The 16,984-nt window shown below is 41.9% G+C and carries 10 protein-coding genes, 5 pseudogenes and 1 other annotated feature; of the genes and pseudogenes, 14 read left to right on the forward strand and 1 reads right to left on the reverse strand.

The genetic code is table 11. The features are described 5' to 3' along the window. Nucleotides 1-46: 46 nt before the first annotated feature. Nucleotides 47-256 carry a hypothetical protein gene (locus DXB52_RS10510; protein ID WP_472520088.1) on the reverse strand — a complete coding sequence of 70 codons (210 nt, stop codon included), beginning with the start codon at nt 254-256 and terminating at the stop codon, nt 47-49. Between the two features lie 114 nt (nt 257-370). Between DXB52_RS10510 and DXB52_RS10515 the strand changes: the two genes are divergently transcribed. From DXB52_RS10515 to DXB52_RS10580, 14 genes and pseudogenes are all read left to right on the forward strand, one after another. After that, a complete protein-coding gene (locus tag DXB52_RS10515; protein ID WP_118107265.1) occupies nt 371-1,627 on the forward strand; it encodes a 5-bromo-4-chloroindolyl phosphate hydrolysis family protein in 1,257 nt (418 codons plus the stop codon). A gap of 57 nt (nt 1,628-1,684) precedes the next feature. Further along, nucleotides 1,685-2,817: pseudogene (locus DXB52_RS10520) on the forward strand (toxic anion resistance protein). Between the two features lie 49 nt (nt 2,818-2,866). Continuing rightward, nucleotides 2,867-3,110: a binding site (T-box leader), on the forward strand. 110 nt (nt 3,111-3,220) lie between these two features. Further along, a pseudogene (gene proS, locus DXB52_RS10525) lies at nt 3,221-4,656 on the forward strand (proline--tRNA ligase). A 307-nt stretch (nt 4,657-4,963) separates the two neighbouring features. Continuing rightward, nucleotides 4,964-5,383: a 30S ribosomal protein S12 gene (rpsL, locus tag DXB52_RS10530; RefSeq protein WP_117541525.1), complete on the forward strand. Its 420-nt coding sequence runs from the start codon at nt 4,964-4,966 to the stop codon at nt 5,381-5,383. A 211-nt stretch (nt 5,384-5,594) separates the two neighbouring features. Then, nucleotides 5,595-6,065: a 30S ribosomal protein S7 gene (gene rpsG / locus DXB52_RS10535; protein WP_020437196.1), complete on the forward strand. Its 471-nt coding sequence runs from the start codon at nt 5,595-5,597 to the stop codon at nt 6,063-6,065. Nucleotides 6,066-6,086: 21 nt separating this feature from the next. Next, the gene (gene fusA, locus DXB52_RS10540; RefSeq protein ID WP_117824997.1) at nt 6,087-8,204 is read left to right on the forward strand and encodes an elongation factor G; all 2,118 of its coding nucleotides are present in this window, start codon (nt 6,087-6,089) and stop codon (nt 8,202-8,204) included. A 124-nt stretch (nt 8,205-8,328) separates the two neighbouring features. Then, the gene (gene tuf / locus DXB52_RS10545) at nt 8,329-9,522 is read left to right on the forward strand and encodes an elongation factor Tu (protein ID WP_055157746.1); all 1,194 of its coding nucleotides are present in this window, start codon (nt 8,329-8,331) and stop codon (nt 9,520-9,522) included. Between the two features lie 268 nt (nt 9,523-9,790). Further along, nucleotides 9,791-10,669: a YitT family protein gene (locus DXB52_RS10550; protein WP_118107267.1), complete on the forward strand. Its 879-nt coding sequence runs from the start codon at nt 9,791-9,793 to the stop codon at nt 10,667-10,669. A gap of 159 nt (nt 10,670-10,828) precedes the next feature. Continuing rightward, nucleotides 10,829-12,081 (forward strand): annotated as a pseudogene (locus DXB52_RS10555) (MATE family efflux transporter). Between the two features lie 14 nt (nt 12,082-12,095). Then, nucleotides 12,096-13,453 (forward strand): annotated as a pseudogene (locus DXB52_RS10560) (MATE family efflux transporter). Further along, nucleotides 13,438-14,124 (forward strand): response regulator transcription factor, encoded by a 687-nt coding sequence (locus DXB52_RS10565; protein WP_118107269.1) that lies wholly within the window; start codon nt 13,438-13,440, stop codon nt 14,122-14,124. The pseudogene DXB52_RS10560 and the gene DXB52_RS10565 overlap by 16 nt, the downstream one beginning before the upstream one ends. 162 nt (nt 14,125-14,286) lie before the next feature. Beyond that, nucleotides 14,287-14,682, forward strand: a pseudogene (locus tag DXB52_RS17155) (ATP-binding cassette domain-containing protein); the annotation flags it as partial. Between the two features lie 439 nt (nt 14,683-15,121). Beyond that, nucleotides 15,122-15,967, forward strand: a complete 846-nt coding sequence (locus DXB52_RS10575; protein ID WP_118107271.1) for an ABC transporter permease — start codon at nt 15,122-15,124, stop codon at nt 15,965-15,967. Nucleotides 15,968-15,970: 3 nt separating this feature from the next. Then, nucleotides 15,971-16,870, forward strand: a complete 900-nt coding sequence (locus tag DXB52_RS10580; RefSeq protein WP_118107273.1) for a sensor histidine kinase — start codon at nt 15,971-15,973, stop codon at nt 16,868-16,870. Nucleotides 16,871-16,984 lie beyond the last annotated feature (114 nt).

Consider the following 16,984-nt stretch of genomic DNA (forward strand, 5'->3'; position numbering starts at 1 on the left):
AAGTTCCTTTGCGGCAGCAGGTGTTTTGCAAAAACAAGAAGTCCTTCTACCGGTTGGTCCAGCCGATGGATGACAGCAAGATAAGGTTCGCGTGAAGCGGTTTTTTAGCAGTATTTTTTATCAGATGATTTTTTAAAATACTGACCATATCTTTTGTGCCAATGCGGTTGCTCTGGGTAGGAACTCCAGCAGGTTTATGACAGACGATAATATCCTTGTCCTCATATATTATTTCAGGGGTAAGTGATGAAATCATAGTTGTATCCTTCTTTCTTGACAATCGCTAAAGTTGCGTCTAAACTGAGAATTAATAATGTTATAATGATACATGATGCAAACGAATCAGGTCAAGCTTTTAAGGAGAACATCAATGAATAATGACTGGGAACATTTTGGAGAAGAGATAAAGCAGACAATACAGGATGCAATTGATACAAAGGATTACAGCAGATTGAACCAGATGGTGTCTGATACGGTGAACCATGCGATGGACTGCGTCTCGGCAGGGATTAAAAACGGTGGCTGGTACAGAGATCCGAAGACCGGACAGCCATTATATGGAAATAAAAAGAATACCGGAAGCAGATCAGGTGCAGAAAACCAGAGGTATCGTCCGAATCAGGGACCGAAGATGGCGGAAATGAGAAATTATAGTCAGAATTGTCCGGTACCGGTGAGTCCAAGATATCTCAAAGGAACTTCGGTAAAGATCGGCGGAACTTTTCTGGCAGCGACAGGAGCTGTATTTGGATTGACTTCTGTTATTTTCCTTATCATCACTTTGATTGGAAGTGTGATCACAGCGTTTGATGTAGTCAGTGGTCTGATTATTGGAATTTTTGCAGTTGCTTTTATATCTTTTGCAGTGATGACTTATGTAGGAGTAGATATGGTACGTACGGTGGGAAGGTTTCGCCAATATGTATCTGTTCTGAGAGAACGGGAATTTTGTGATATTAAGGAAATTGCTTCTGCGACAGGACGAGATGCCAGAAAAGTTCTGAAAGATGTGAAAAAAATGATTACAAAAGGCTGGTTCTGTCAGGGACATCTGGATGAGAAAGAATCCTGCCTGATGGTCAGTGAACAGGCATGGAATCAGTATACAGCTCTTATGGAAGACATGAAACAGCGCAAGGCAGAAGAGCAGGCTGCTCAGAAAAAGATGCAGGAAGAGTATGACAGCCTTTCACCGGAAGTACAGAAGATTGTACAGGCAGGAGATGAATATGTGAGAAGGATCAAGGCAGCGAATGACGCAATTCCGGGAGAAGTGATTTCGGCAAAGATTTCCCGCATGGAACTGCTCGTGGATCGTATTTTTGACCGCGTGGAGCAGAATCCGGATTCTGTGAATGATATGCGAAGAATGATGGATTATTATCTTCCGACAACGATGAAACTTCTTGAAGCGTATGAAGAGCTGGATGCACAGCCGGTACAGGGAGAAAATATCATTTCTTCCAAGAAAGAGATTGAAGATACGATAGATACATTGAATCTTGCATTTGAGAAATTACTGGACAGTCTGTTCCAGGATACAGCATGGGATGTATCTTCAGATATTTCAGTGCTTCATACAATGCTTGCTCAGGAAGGTCTGACAGAAGACGGGCTGAAAAAATAATGATTTCCCAAACAGATAATGAATCAAAACAGTTACAAACAGAAGTGGAGGATTACTATGAGTGATGAATTCAAGGATGTAAGCACAGTGCCAACACTGACACTGAAACCGTTTCAGGAGGAAGAAAAAAAGAAACCGGTGGTGCAGCCGGAAGAACCGAAGCTGGACGATACGATTCTGACAGAAGAAGAACGCAGATGGTAGATGCATTTGCACAGCAGATCGATCTGACGAATTCTTCTATGATTCTTCAGTATGGCGCAGGCACACAGAAAAAGATGGCAGATTTCTCAGAAAGTGCTTTGGAAAATGTGAAGTCAAAGGATCTGGGAGAAGTTGGCACACTGCTTACGAATGTTGTAACTGAACTGAAGAGCTTTGATGAAGAAGAGAGCAAAGGATTTCTTGGAATATTTAAGAAAGCATCGAATAAAGTTGAATCTATGAAAGCAAAGTATTCGAAAGCCGAAGAAAATGTGAATCAGATCGTGAAAGCACTGGATAACCATCAGGTGCAGCTGCTGAAAGATGTTGCGATACTTGATAAAATGTATGATCTGAATCTTACTTATTTTAAAGAGCTTTCTATGTACATTCTTGCAGGAAAGAAAAAACTGGAAGAAGTAAGAAGCACACAGCTTGCTGAATTGATGAGCAAAGCTCAGGTAAGCGGTCTCCCGGAAGATGCGCAGGCAGCAAAAGATCTGGATTCGATGTGCAACCGTTTTGAAAAGAAGTTACATGATCTTGAACTGACGAGAATGATCTCCATCCAGACCGCACCACAGATCCGTCTGGTTCAGAATAATGATACACAGATGGTAGAGAAGATCCAGTCTACAATTGTGAATACGATCCCGTTGTGGAAGAGTCAGATGCTTCTTGCACTTGGAGTAGAACATTCTTCACAGGCGGCGGCAGCACAGAGACAGGTGACGGATATGACAAATGAACTGTTGAAGAAGAATGCGGAGACATTAAAAATGTCCACAATTGAGACTGCAAAAGAGTCTGAAAGAGGAATTGCAGATCTCGAGACATTGAAAGCAACAAATGAATCACTGATCTCTACATTGGATGAAGTGATGAACATTCAGAGAGAAGGAAGAGAAAAACGCCGGGAAGCGGAGGCGGAACTTCGCAATATGGAAAATGAATTGAAAGCAAAGCTTCTGGAAATCAGAGGATAAAGCTTTTTGGCTTGACAGCGGGTGTTTTATCAGTTAGAATTTCATTTGATAACTGACGTTGAACGGGAATAGTAGATACGCAGCATGCTTCAGAGAGAAGGCGGCAGGTGAGAGCCTTTGCATTACGGTATGGAACCGGCCCGGGAGTCCCTGTATGAAAGTACAGCGTAGGTCCTGCGTTAAAGGAGAAGAAAGTGAATGCAGATACAGAGATCATTTGTGTTGGTTTTGATTATAGAATGGATGTATTGCATTAATTAGGGTGGTACCGCCGGAGATATTCGGTCCCTATCGTGGGGATGCGATATCCCGGCGATTTTTTATATGTTAGGAAAATATTTCCTGATAAAAGCAAACTGCTGTCAGGGGACAGCAATGCAAAAAAACAAAAAGGAGAAGAACAATGGCAAAGAAATTAGTACAGAATATCACTGCCAGAGAAGAAGATTTTGCTCAGTGGTATACAGACGTTGTGCGTGAAGCAAAACTATGTGATTATTCAGGTGTTAAAGGATGTATGAACTACCTTCCGAACGGATATGCTCTGTGGGAGAATATTCAGAAGAACCTGGATGCACGTTTCAAAGAGACAGGAGTAGAGAATGTATACCTTCCGGTTATGATCCCGGAAAGCCTTCTTCAGAAAGAAAAGGATCATATCGAAGGATTTGCACCGGAAGTTGCATGGGTAACACATGGTGGACTGGAAGAACTTCAGGAAAGATTCTGTATCCGTCCTACATCTGAGACACTGTTCTGTGATGTCTGGAGCAAGACAGTTCAGTCTTACCGTGATCTTCCTAAAGTGTGGAATCAGTGGTGTTCCGTTCTTCGCTGGGAGAAGACAACAAGACCATTCCTCGTTCCAGAGAGTTCCTGTGGCAGGAAGGACATACAATCCATGCAACATACGAAGAAGCAGAAGAGCGTACAAAACAGATGTGGAGAGTCTACAGAGACTTTGCACAGGATGTTCTTGCAATCCCGGTAGTTTCCGGACGTAAGACAGAGAGCGAGAAATTCGCAGGAGCACAGGATACTTATACAATCGAAGCACTGATGCATGATGGAAAAGCACTGCAGTCAGCAACAAGTCACTTCTTTGGAAGTTCATTCCCGAGTGCGTTTGGTATTCAGTATTCAGATAAGAATAACGAACTTCATGAAGTATACGAGACATCCTGGGGATTGTCCACAAGAATTATCGGTGCGCTGATCATGGTACATGGAGATGACAGTGGACTCGTTATTCCACCGAGAATCGCACCGGTGCAGACAATGATTATTCCGATCGCTCAGCATAAAGAAGGTGTTCTTGATAAGGCAAATGAACTTGTTGATACACTGAAGGCAGCAGGATACAAAGTGAAAATCGACGATTCTGACAAAGCACCTGGATGGAAGTTCAGCGGACAGGAGATCCTTGGAATCCCGACACGTATCGAGATCGGACCGAAAGACATCGAGAATAATCAGGCAGTTATCGTACGCCGTGATACAAGAGAGAAGATTGTTGTTTCTCTGGATGAGCTTACAACAAAACTTGCCGAAGTTCTTGAGACAATGCAGAACGATATGTTCGAAAGAGCAAAAGCATTCCTTGATTCTCATATCAATGAAGCAACAACAATGGATGAGATGAATGAGAAGTTCAATGAGAACCTTGGATTCATCAAAGCAATGTGGTGTGGAGACGAAGCCTGTGAAGATGAGATCAAAGCTCAGACAGGCGGAGCTACATCAAGATGTATTCCGGAAGAGGAAGAACATCTTTCAGATGTATGTGTATGCTGCGGAAAACCGGCGAAGCATATGGTATACTGGGGCAAAGCGTACTAATTTATTTCGTTGAAAATAAAGAAGAGATTTACTTTCATAGTTGCTAGAAAAAAGAATTTGATTTAATAACAAATAACAGATGGTTTCTTAAGAAAAAAAGAGAGTGCCATCTGTTATTTTTGTATGAAAAATAATATGGAAAATGCGAAAAAAGCCTTGACTTTCGGCGCTAAACGTAATAAACTAAACAAGCGTGTGGAAAAAGACATTGTTCTTTTGATGCGAAAATCAGGATAACGAATTGATTATCCGCAGCCCCTTGAGGCATAAGCCCAAGGTAACGAATAATTCATAGGAGGTGAAAAGAATGCCAACATTTAACCAGTTAGTTAGAAAAGGACGTCAGACTTCTGAGAAGAAATCTACAGCACCGGCACTTCAGAAAGGATATAACTCCCTGAAGAAACGTGCAACTGATGCATCTGCACCACAGAAGAGAGGTGTATGTACAGCAGTTAAGACAGCTACACCTAAGAAGCCTAACTCAGCTCTGAGAAAGATCGCCAGAGTTCGTCTGTCAAACGGAATCGAAGTAACAAGCTACATTCCAGGTGAAGGACACAACCTTCAGGAGCATAGCGTTGTTATGATCCGTGGAGGAAGAGTTAAGGACCTGCCAGGTACAAGATACCACATTATCCGTGGAACACTTGATACAGCAGGTGTTGCTAAGAGAAGACAGGCTCGTTCTAAATACGGTGCTAAGAGACCGAAAGACGCTAAATAAGAAGTCGCGGATTGCAGTATAGTATTTTAGATAAGTGTAACTAATAGTTAAATCGTATCACAAACAGAACTATGATTAGTCGTAGGTTGCGGATGCTATATAGATTTCGCGGCTGCGAGCACATGGAATGTGATCTCATAGAAAGACACATGTGAGTACCGATGAATTAATCCCGGAAAAACCGGAAAATATGATTAAGGAGGGAAGGACCGTGCCACGTAAAGGACATACTCAGAAGAGAGATGTATTAGCGGATCCAATATACAACAATAAAGTTGTTACCAAACTTATCAACAACATCATGCTTGATGGTAAGAAAGGCGTAGCACAGAAGATTGTATACGGAGCATTTGAAAGAGTAGAAGCTAAGGCTGAGAAGCCGGCTATTGAAGTGTTTGAAGAGGCTATGAATAACATGATGCCAGTTCTTGAAGTTAAAGCAAGACGTATCGGTGGAGCAACATACCAGGTACCGATCGAGGTTAGAGCTGACAGAAGACAGGCACTCGCACTTCGCTGGTTAACTATGTATTCACGTCAGAGAGGCGAGAAGACACAGGAAGAAAGACTGGCAAATGAAATTCTTGATGCAGCTAACAACACAGGTGGAGCTGTAAAGAGAAAAGAAGATATGCACAAGATGGCAGAAGCAAACAAGGCGTTTGCTCACTATCGTTTCTAATTATTTTAGGAGGAAAAAATCTTGGCTGGAAGAGAATATCCATTAGAGAGAACCAGAAATATCGGTATTATGGCTCATATTGATGCTGGTAAGACTACACTGACAGAGCGTATTCTTTACTATACCGGTGTTAACTATAAGATTGGTGATACTCACGAAGGTACTGCTACAATGGACTGGATGGAACAGGAGCAGGAAAGAGGTATCACAATTACTTCAGCCGCTACAACATGTCACTGGACATTGGAAGAGAAGACAAAAGTGAAACCGGGCGCTTTAGAGCACCGTATCAATATCATTGATACTCCGGGACACGTTGACTTCACTGTAGAGGTTGAGCGTTCACTCCGTGTACTTGATGGAGCTGTCGGCGTATTCTGTGCTAAGGGTGGTGTTGAGCCGCAGTCAGAAAACGTATGGCGTCAGGCAGACACATACAATGTACCACGTATGGCATTCATCAATAAGATGGACATCCTTGGTGCTGATTTCTACAATGCTGTAGATCAGATCAAGACAAGACTTGGAAAGAACGCTATTTGTCTTCAGCTTCCAATCGGAAAAGAAGACGAATTCAAAGGAATCATCGATCTGTTCGAGATGCAGGCCTACATCTACAATGATGAGAAGGGTGAAGACATCACTGTAACAGATATTCCGGAAGAGATGCAGGATGAAGCTGAGCTTTATCACACAGAACTCGTAGAGAAAATCTGTGAGCTGGACGATGACCTTATGATGGAATACCTTGAGGGTGAAGAACCTTCTATCGATGCAATGAAAGTAGCACTGAGAAAAGCTACATGTGAGTGTACAGCTGTTCCGGTATGCTGCGGTACTGCATACAGAAACAAAGGTGTTCAGAAACTCCTTGATGCAATCATCGAGTTTATGCCGGCTCCAACAGACATCCCGGCAATCGAGGGTGTTGATGAAGACGGAAACGAAGTAGTAAGACACTCTTCTGATGAAGAGCCGTTCTCTGCTCTCGTATTTAAGATCATGACAGACCCATTCGTAGGTAAGCTTGCTTACTTCCGTGTGTATTCAGGTGTTATGAACTCCGGTTCTTATGTACTGAATGCTACTAAAAATAAAAAAGAGCGTGTTGGACGTATCCTTCAGATGCATGCCAACAAGCGTGAAGAGCTGGATAAAGTATATTCAGGAGATATTGCTGCAGCAATCGGATTCAAGTTCTCTACAACAGGAGATACAATCTGTGACGATCAGCATCCAGTAATTCTTGAGTCCATGGAATTCCCAGAGCCAGTTATCGAGCTCGCTATCGAGCCTAAGACAAAGGCTTCACAGGGAAAACTTGGAGAGTCTCTTGCAAAACTTGCAGAAGAAGACCCGACATTCCGTGCTCATACAGATAAAGAAACTGGACAGACAATCATCGCTGGTATGGGTGAGCTTCATCTTGAAATCATCGTTGACAGACTTCTTCGTGAGTTCAAGGTAGAGGCTAACGTAGGTGCACCTCAGGTTGCTTACAAAGAGTCCATCACAAAGCCAGTTGATATTGACAGCAAGTATGCGAAACAGTCTGGTGGACGTGGACAGTACGGACACTGTAAAGTTAAATTCGAGCCAATGGATGTCAACGGTGAGGAGACATACAAGTTCGAGTCTACTGTAGTTGGAGGAGCTATTCCGAAGGAATACATCCCGGCAGTAGGTGAAGGTATTGAAGAAGCTATGAAGTCTGGTATCCTTGGAGGATTCCCTGTAGTTGGTGTTTACGCTAACGTATACGACGGATCTTACCATGAAGTCGATTCCAGTGAGATGGCATTCCACATCGCTGGTTCCCTTGCATTCAAGGATGCTATGAAACAGGGCGCACCTGTACTTCTTGAGCCTATCATGAAGGTAGAGGTTACAATGCCTGAAGAATATATGGGAGATATCATCGGAGACCTGAACTCACGTCGTGGACGTATTGAAGGTATGGATGATCTCGGTGGCGGAAAGATCGTACGTGCGTACGTTCCTCTGTCAGAAATGTTTGGATACTCTACAGATCTTCGTTCCAGAACACAGGGACGTGGTAACTACTCAATGTTCTTTGAGAAATATGAGCCAGTACCGAAGTCTGTACAGGAGAAAGTATTATCCAACAAAAATGCCTAAAATATCATAAAAGGCTTGAAAATCGGCTAAGTTTGAAATATAATCAAACTTAGCCAGGTTTAAAATAGAAAACCAAAACAAGGTTGCCCCATTGAGGGTTATATTTTTAAGGAGGATATTCAAAATGGCAAAGGCTAAATTTGAAAGAACAAAACCGCATTGTAATATCGGTACTATCGGACACGTTGACCATGGTAAAACAACTCTTACAGCTGCTATCACAAAAGTACTTTCTCACAGAGTAGAAGGTAACGCATCTGTAGATTTCGAGAACATCGATAAGGCTCCAGAAGAAAGAGAGCGTGGAATCACAATCTCTACAGCACACGTTGAGTATGAGACAGCTAACCGTCACTACGCACACGTTGACTGCCCAGGACATGCTGACTACGTTAAGAACATGATCACAGGAGCAGCTCAGATGGACGGAGCTATCCTTGTTGTAGCTGCAACAGACGGAGTTATGGCTCAGACTAAAGAGCATATTCTTCTGTCCCGTCAGGTTAACGTACCATACATCGTTGTATTCATGAACAAATGTGACATGGTAGACGACGAAGAACTTCTTGAACTCGTAGAGATGGAGATCCGTGAAGTACTTAACGAGTATGACTTCCCAGGAGATGACACACCGATCATCCAGGGATCAGCTCTTAAGGCTCTTGAAGATCCAGACGGAGAGTGGGGAGACAAGATCATGGAACTTATGGACGCTGTTGATACATGGATCCCAACACCAGAGCGTGCTACAGACAAGCCATTCCTTATGCCAGTAGAGGACGTATTCTCTATCACAGGACGTGGAACAGTTGCAACTGGTAGAGTAGAGCGTGGAACACTTCACGTATCTGACGAAGTTGAAATCATCGGTATCCACGAGGACGTTAAGAAGACTGTTGTAACAGGAATCGAGATGTTCCGTAAGCTTCTTGATGAGGCTCAGGCTGGAGATAACATCGGAGCACTTCTTCGTGGTATTCAGAGAACAGAGATCGAAAGAGGACAGGTTCTTATCAAACCAGGTACAGTAAGCTGCCATAAGAAATTCACATGCCAGGTTTACGTACTGACAAAAGACGAGGGTGGACGTCATACTCCATTCTTCAACAACTACCGTCCACAGTTCTACTTCAGAACAACAGACGTAACAGGTGTTTGCGAGCTTCCAGAAGGAATCGAGATGTGTATGCCTGGAGATAACGTAGAGATGACAGTTGAACTGATCCATCCAGTAGCTATGGAGGAAGGTCTTCGTTTCGCTATCCGTGAAGGTGGACGTACAGTAGGATCAGGTACAGTTGCTACAATCATCGAGTAATTAATATCTAGATAGATTTAATATCGATACTTAAAATGAAATATGCCCGCAGGACTTCGGTTCTGCGGGTTTTTCTATTGGTGCGCAAATATTCAAAAAAGTATTATCTTAAATATGTTGTGCTTTGAAAAATCCTATTGAAACTGCCCGCATTTCTCAGTATAATATCACTGTATTAGGAAATACTTTGAAAAACGTCTGTTAGGGAAGATTCTCTAACGGACGTTTTTGGGGATAATCAAAATCATATGGCTAATGGGAGGAATTTATGGATAAGGCATATTTAAAGCGGGCAAGTACCGTTGCAAAGGTCATTTTTGGAAACGTTTTCTATGCGTTTGTAATCAAACTTTTTCTTTTACCGGGGAATCTGATGACAGGAGGAACAACCGGTATTGGTCTGGTAGTGAAGCATTTTACGGGAGCATCAATTTCTGGATTTGTCTTAGCATTTAATATTGTGATGCTGATAGTTGGAGTGATTTTTCTTGGTAAGAAATTTGCACTGACGACAATTCTCAGTTCTTTCACATATCCAATTGCATTGGAAGCGGCCAATCATATTTTTGGGGATCTGGTGATCACGGATAATCCAATGCTGAATACGATTTTTGCCGGACTTGGAATCGGGATTGGACTTGGTATTGTAATTCGAACGGGAGCTTCTACCGGAGGTATGGATATTCCACCGTTGATTTTGAATAAGTATTTTCGAATTCCGGTGTCAGTGAGTCTGAATGTATTTGATATATTGATTCTGTTACCGCAGATTCTATATAATCCTCCGGAACGTGTTTTATACGGAATTTTACTGGTAATAATCTACACGACAGTGCTGGACAAAGTGTTAGTGATGGGAAATACCAAGACGGAAGTTAAGATTATCAGCAAACATGTGGAAGAAGTACGTCAGGCAATTCTTGCACAGGTAGACAGAGGCGTGACGATGCTGTATGGGGAAGGCGGTTACAAACAGGAACAAACGCAGATTGTATTGAGTATTGTGTCTAATCGAGAACTTCCACAGGTTGAGAAACTGATCAGACAGATTGATCCGGAGGCATTTATGATCATCAGCAGAGTTACAGAGGTACGAGGAAGAGGATTCTCTTTGAGCAAACACTACGGAGAAGAGGAAGACTGCTGATGCTGCAAAAACAGTACTGTAGATTAAACATTTATAGAATTTAGGAAGAACAGTTGTATGTTAAATAAAAAAGATTTCTTAAAATACGCATCAAAATTAGCCTTTCCGATCATGATTCAAAATTTGATTGGAACATTGGTAAATATTGCCGATACGGTAATGCTTGGATACGTAAGCCAGACGGCGATGTCAGCTTCATCACTTGCGAACCAGTATACGTTTATTCTGTTCTGCTTATATTACGGTATGGCTACAGGAACTTCGGTTCTGTGTGCCAGTACTGGGGAAAAGGGGATAAAAAGACAGTAGAAAAGATTCTCGGTCTGGCGGAACGGATTTCACTGATCGTCTCGCTTATATTTTTCGTTATTTCCTTTACTATGCCGGTTACGGTTATGAAGATTTTCACAAACAGTCCGGATACGATTGCTGCCGGAAGTGAGTATTTGAAGGTGATTTCATTTTCATTTATGTTTATGGGGTTCTCACAGGTTTTTATGAGCGCTCTTCGAAGTATTGGAAAAATAATGCTGCCTTCTATTACGTACATTGTTTCTCTTTGTGTCAATGTACTTTGTAATGCCACATTTATCTTTGGTCTGTTTGGATTTCCAAAGCTTGGCGTTACAGGTGTTGCACTTGGTACTGTGATTGCCAGAATTACAGAGGTATTAATTTGTCTCATCTATTCATTAAACAGTTCAGATGTCAGATTCCGGATAAAATACTTCTTTGCAAAATCAGGCATTTTGTTTCAGGACTTTATGAAAATTGCCACTCCAGCCGTGATAAATGATGTTGTCTGGAGTTTTGCCACTTCAGCATTTGCAGCAATTCTTGGGCATATCGGAGATGACATGGTTGCAGCAAATGCGGTTGCTGTTATGGTGGTAAATATTGGTGCTATTGCCTGCCGCGGTTTTGCAAATGCTACGACTATCATTATCAGCCAGGAGTTAGGAAAAGATCAAATTGATACAGCCGGAGAATACGGGAAACGGATGCTTAGGATAACACTTGCTGTAAGCCTGATCGGATGCGTTATCATTCTGGCGATTCGTCCTCTGATACTGGACTTCTATCGGGATAAATTGACCGAGACTGCCCTTTCTTATCTTAGCATTTTTATAATTATGACAACCTGGCGTCTTGTGGGAGAAGGGATTAATACCTGCCTTATATGCGGTTGTTTCAGAGGTGGTGGAGATTCCAGATTTGGAATGATCGTAGATTCCATATTTATGTGGCTTGTTGCAGTTCCGGCAACTTTCCTTGCAGCATATGTTTTTAAATTACCGCCTGTCTGGGTTTACTTTGTAATGACTTTAGATGAGTTCGAGAAAATGCCCGTGGTATTTATTCACTATTTCAGAAAGAAATGGCTTACAAATATTACCAGAGATTTTGATTGAGGAGAAGTATGATCATGTCAAAAGATGAATATCTAATTACAGATGCGCCCCTGAAAGCGTTAACTGTTTTTGCAATGCCTATGATCTTAGGCAGTTTTTTTCAGCAGATATATAATATGGCTGATTCGATCATTGTCGGTCAGTTTGTTAGTTCTTCGGCACTTGCGGCTGTCGGCGCCTGTGCTGCACTTACGATGTTTTCATTTGTGTAGCTCTGGGCGCCGGTGTAGGCGCAGGTGTACTCGTAAGCCGTTATTTTGGAGCCAGAGATTATGGTAAAATGAAAACAATTGTGTCGACATCGCTGATCAGCTTTTTAGTCCTGAGCATACTACTTGGAATCTTTGGTTTTTGCTTTTCACATTCAATGATGAGTTTATTACAAACACCTCCTGATATACTGGATGAAGCAGTACTGTATCTGCGGGTTTATTTTGTGGGATTCCCATTTCTGTTTATGTACAACATCCTCTCAACGATGTTTACTTCCATCGGTGAATCCAGAATTCCATTGGTTCTTCTGATTTTTTCATCTGTATTAAATATTTTTATGGATCTTTGGATGGTAGCCGGACTTGGTCTCGGCGTGTTTGGTGCGGCCCTGGCAACGCTTATTGCACAGGGGATTTCCGCGGTCTTTTCATTTCTGATTTTCCTTTATAGAATGAGACGGTATAAATGTCAGTTTAAATGGTTTGACGGACAGGAGTTATATTCGATGCTTCAAATTGCCATACCGTCAGTTCTTCAGCAGTCTACAGTGTCGATTGGTATGATGATCGTACAGGCCGTTGTAAATCCATTTGGTACACAGGCACTCGCAGGTTATTCGGCAACGATGCGAGTGGAAAATGTTTTTTCACTGATTTTTGTATCCATCGGCAATGCGATTTCGCCGTATATATCCCAGAATCTTGGTGCAAAGAAAATCGAACGGCTCAAAAAAGGCTATCAGGCGGCACTGGTGTTAGATCTATGTTTCGCAGTCCTTGCTTTTCTGGTCATTGAATCACTGCACAATCAGATTTCTTCCTTATTCCTTGGAAAAGATGGAACAGCTTTAGCGTATCAGGTATCCGGTGATTATATGAGATGGCTCGGATATTTTTTCATCTTTATGGGTATCAAGATGGCAACCGATGGTGTTCTTCGCGGATTTGGAATCATGCGTCCGTTTCTCATTGCGAATATGGTAAATCTTGCGATCCGTTTGTCTGTCGCTTTGATTTGTGCACCGCGGTTCGGAATTGCATTTGTCTGGCTTGCAGTACCGGCCGGATGGCTTGCAAACTTCCTGATTTCTTATGCAGCACTCAGAAAATCATGGCCGATTGAGGAAGATAAAGGAGCAATATCATGCAGAAAATATTGATTGTAGAAGACGATACAAATATTAATAACTTGCTTCAGGAGGCATTATCCAAAGAAGGCTATTCTTGTGAGCAGGCATTTTCCGGAACCGAAGCAAAGCTGCTCTTAAATATGCAGGAGCACGGTTATGCACTGGTACTGTTGGATCTGATGCTGCCTGGAATTTCCGGAGAGGCAGTTCTGGAGGAAATACGGAAAAAGGGAAATCTTCCGGTTATTGTGTTGACTGCAAAAGACAGCCTGGATGAAAAGGTAGAGGTTTTAACGAGCGGAGCGGATGATTATATAACGAAACCATTTGAAATCAGGGAAGTGCTGGCAAGGGTTCAGGTACAGCTCCGTCATAAAGAAGAAAAGGAAGCAGAGGAACAGCATACGCTTTCATTTAAAGATATGGTATTAAACAGAAATACATTTCAGGTTGAAATTGCTGGAAAGATACTTCCGAAGATCACAAAACAGGAGTTTGCGATTTTAGAATTACTGCTCAGGAATCCAAAACAGGTTTTCAGTAAAGAGGATATTTTCGAATATGCATGGGACGAGCCTTACATGGGTGAGACAAAGACATTGGACGTTCATATCAGCAATATCCGCAAGAAGATCAAACAAGTGACTTCGGAGGAATACATTGAGACAGTATGGGGAATCGGTTATCGTCTTCATGCGTAATCTTTACTCTTTTTTTACTATTTATTTGCGTTTGATTAGGATTCCTCTTTTATGATAAATGCAGATAAGAAAAAGGAGATGAAAAATTTGAGTGAGATGTTGTTGGAAACACGGGGATTGACGAAGCGGTATGGACATCATAAAGCTGTGGACAGTGTCAGCATGCATATTAAAAAGGGCGCTATCTATGGATTTATCGGACGAAATGGAGCAGGGAAGACGACTTGCCTGAAGATGATCAGTGGACTTTCCAGGCCAACGAGTGGAGAGATTGAGATCTTCGGATACAAGGGAAAGGATTTACAGAAAGTCCGCTCCCGTGTGGGATGTCTGATTGAAGCACCGGGATTATATGGAAATATGACCGCATATGAAAATCTGAATATCAAATGCAAGCTGTTTGGGATAAAGAAAGCAGGTTACATTGAAGAGATATTGAAAACAGTAGGTCTGGAGCATGTGGGACGGAAAAAGACAAAACACTTTTCACTTGGAATGAAACAGCGTCTGGGTATCGGCCTTGCTTTGGTTGGAGAACCGGATCTGTTAGTCCTGGATGAACCGATCAATGGGTTAGATCCACAGGGAATTGCTGAAGTCCGGGACACAATTCAGAGACTTCAGAAAGAGAGGAATATGACGATTTGCATTTCCAGTCATATACTGGAGGAATTATCGAAGATTGCTACTGATTACGGAATCATTCACAATGGAAGTTTGTTGCAGGAGCTTACGAGGGAAGAATTAATGCGAAGATGCAGTGAACGGATGGAATTAACACTGGCTGATCCAAAGCTTGCAATTCCGGTGTTGGATGCCATGGGATTCACGAATTATCAGGTGACAGACAAAGAACATATTCACATTTTTGAACGTCTGAATGAAAGCGCAGCGTTGAATATGGAACTTGCAAAGGCAGGAATTCCGGTAAAAGGGATTTCTATAACAAGTGAAGAACTGGAAACGTATTTCCTGAATCTGACAGGAGGTGCCAGTCATGCTTAATATGATAAAAATGGATTTGTACCGGATGTTTCGGACCAAAAGTATGTATGTAGTATGGATCGTGCTGGCTGTGTCAGTACTGTTTACAACGTTTATGTGTAAAACAGATTATGATTTATTAAGTAAAGAAGATACCGTTCGGCAGGAGCAGTTTGCGGAACCGACTGCGGAGAATATTAATGTGGGAATGATGGTGACACTGCCGACAGAACCGGGAGAAAAGGTTACGGTGTATGACATTTTCTTTGCAAATTCTCAGGGGAAATTTTATGCGTTGTTTCTGGTGATTTTTGCGGTGATGTTTTCAACAGCGGATATCGGAAGCGGTTATATTAAAAATATTGGCGGCCAGGTTCAAAAAAGAGGAGCACTGATTTTTTCCAGAGCTATTGCGTTGGCGGTCTTTACGGTGCTGACAATGGCAGGCGCATTCTTGCTCCAGGCAGTGGCGAATTATATTGTCTTCAGAGAACTGACATGGGGAAGTTCAAAAGCTGTTCTGTCTTATTTCCTGACGGAGCTGGCACTTCATTATGCACTCGTGTTGATCTGCATGGCGATTGCAATTATTCTGAAAAATAATGTGATCAGCATGGTCATCGCGATTTGTCTTACAATGAATATAATGAGTATCGTATACGGATTGATAAACAGTGCTGTTCGGAAAATGGGAATCCAGAATTTCCAGATTTATAAGTATACGATAACCGGGAAATTATCACTGCTTTCTATGAATCCAAGTAGAAATGAGTGTCTGGCAGCATTCGGCGTGGCGATTGTGTTTGCGGTTATAATGATAGCTGCAAGCAGTGCTGTTTTTCAAAAGAGGGATATTTAGCGGATGTATATCGTAATTGGAATATTAGCAGGAATTATCATTTTACAATTTATTATTATGTGGAAATATCAGCGGCAGGTGAAGGACATCTGCCGCCAATTGGCGTTCTTGATGAAACATGACAGTAACATGTTGATTCAACGCGAGTTTGATTTGGGTGGAATCGGAACGCTTTCAGACAGATTGAATGAACTTCTGGAATTACAAAGAAAAGAGAAGCAGCGTTATCAGGAGAAAGAAGCTTTGATTGCGGATACTTATACGAACCTTTCCCATGATATCCGGACACCGCTGACATCTCTGGATGGATATTTTCAGCTTATGGAAGAATGCGAAAATGTCGAAGACCAGAGACGTTATCTGAATATTATTCATGAAAGAATACACAGTCTGAATGAAATGCTGGAAGAACTTTTCACATTTACAAAGTTAAAAAATGAATCCTATAGTCTGGAACTGACGCCTTGCTGTATCAACCGGATTTTGAAAGAAACGGTGTTTTCCTATTATGATGACTGGGTAAGAAGGGGAATCCAGCCGGATATTCAGATTACAGAAGAACTGCTATCTATAGCCGGAAATAAACAAGGACTCCACCGTGTTATTCAGAATGTAATTAAAAATGGCCTGGATCATGGAGAAAAGAAGATAAGTATTGTGTTAGAACGCAAGCAGGAACGCGCGGTATTGCGAATCAGCAATCAGGTGATACATTCGGAGCAGATCGATATAGAACATGTCTTTGACAGATTTTATAAAGCGGATGTGGCAAGGAGCAAAACATCTACCGGATTGGGATTATCTATTGCAAAGGAACTTGTGAAACGTATGAATGGAGAAATCAGCGCAAAGACAGAGAAAAATGAGTTTGCTATTGAGCTGAGCTTTCCGCTTTCTAGCTAAAAAATCTGTGGGAATCGCACTTTATTGAGTTACAATGCTGAATTGCGAAAATTTAGATTTACCGAAACACTGAAATATGTTAAGATGATAACAGTTATGTTTAAAAAATATGGA

It is taken from the genome of Ruminococcus sp. OM04-4AA (genome assembly GCF_003462585.1).
In the GTDB taxonomy this organism is placed as follows: Bacteria; Bacillota; Clostridia; order Lachnospirales; family Lachnospiraceae; genus Mediterraneibacter; species Mediterraneibacter faecis.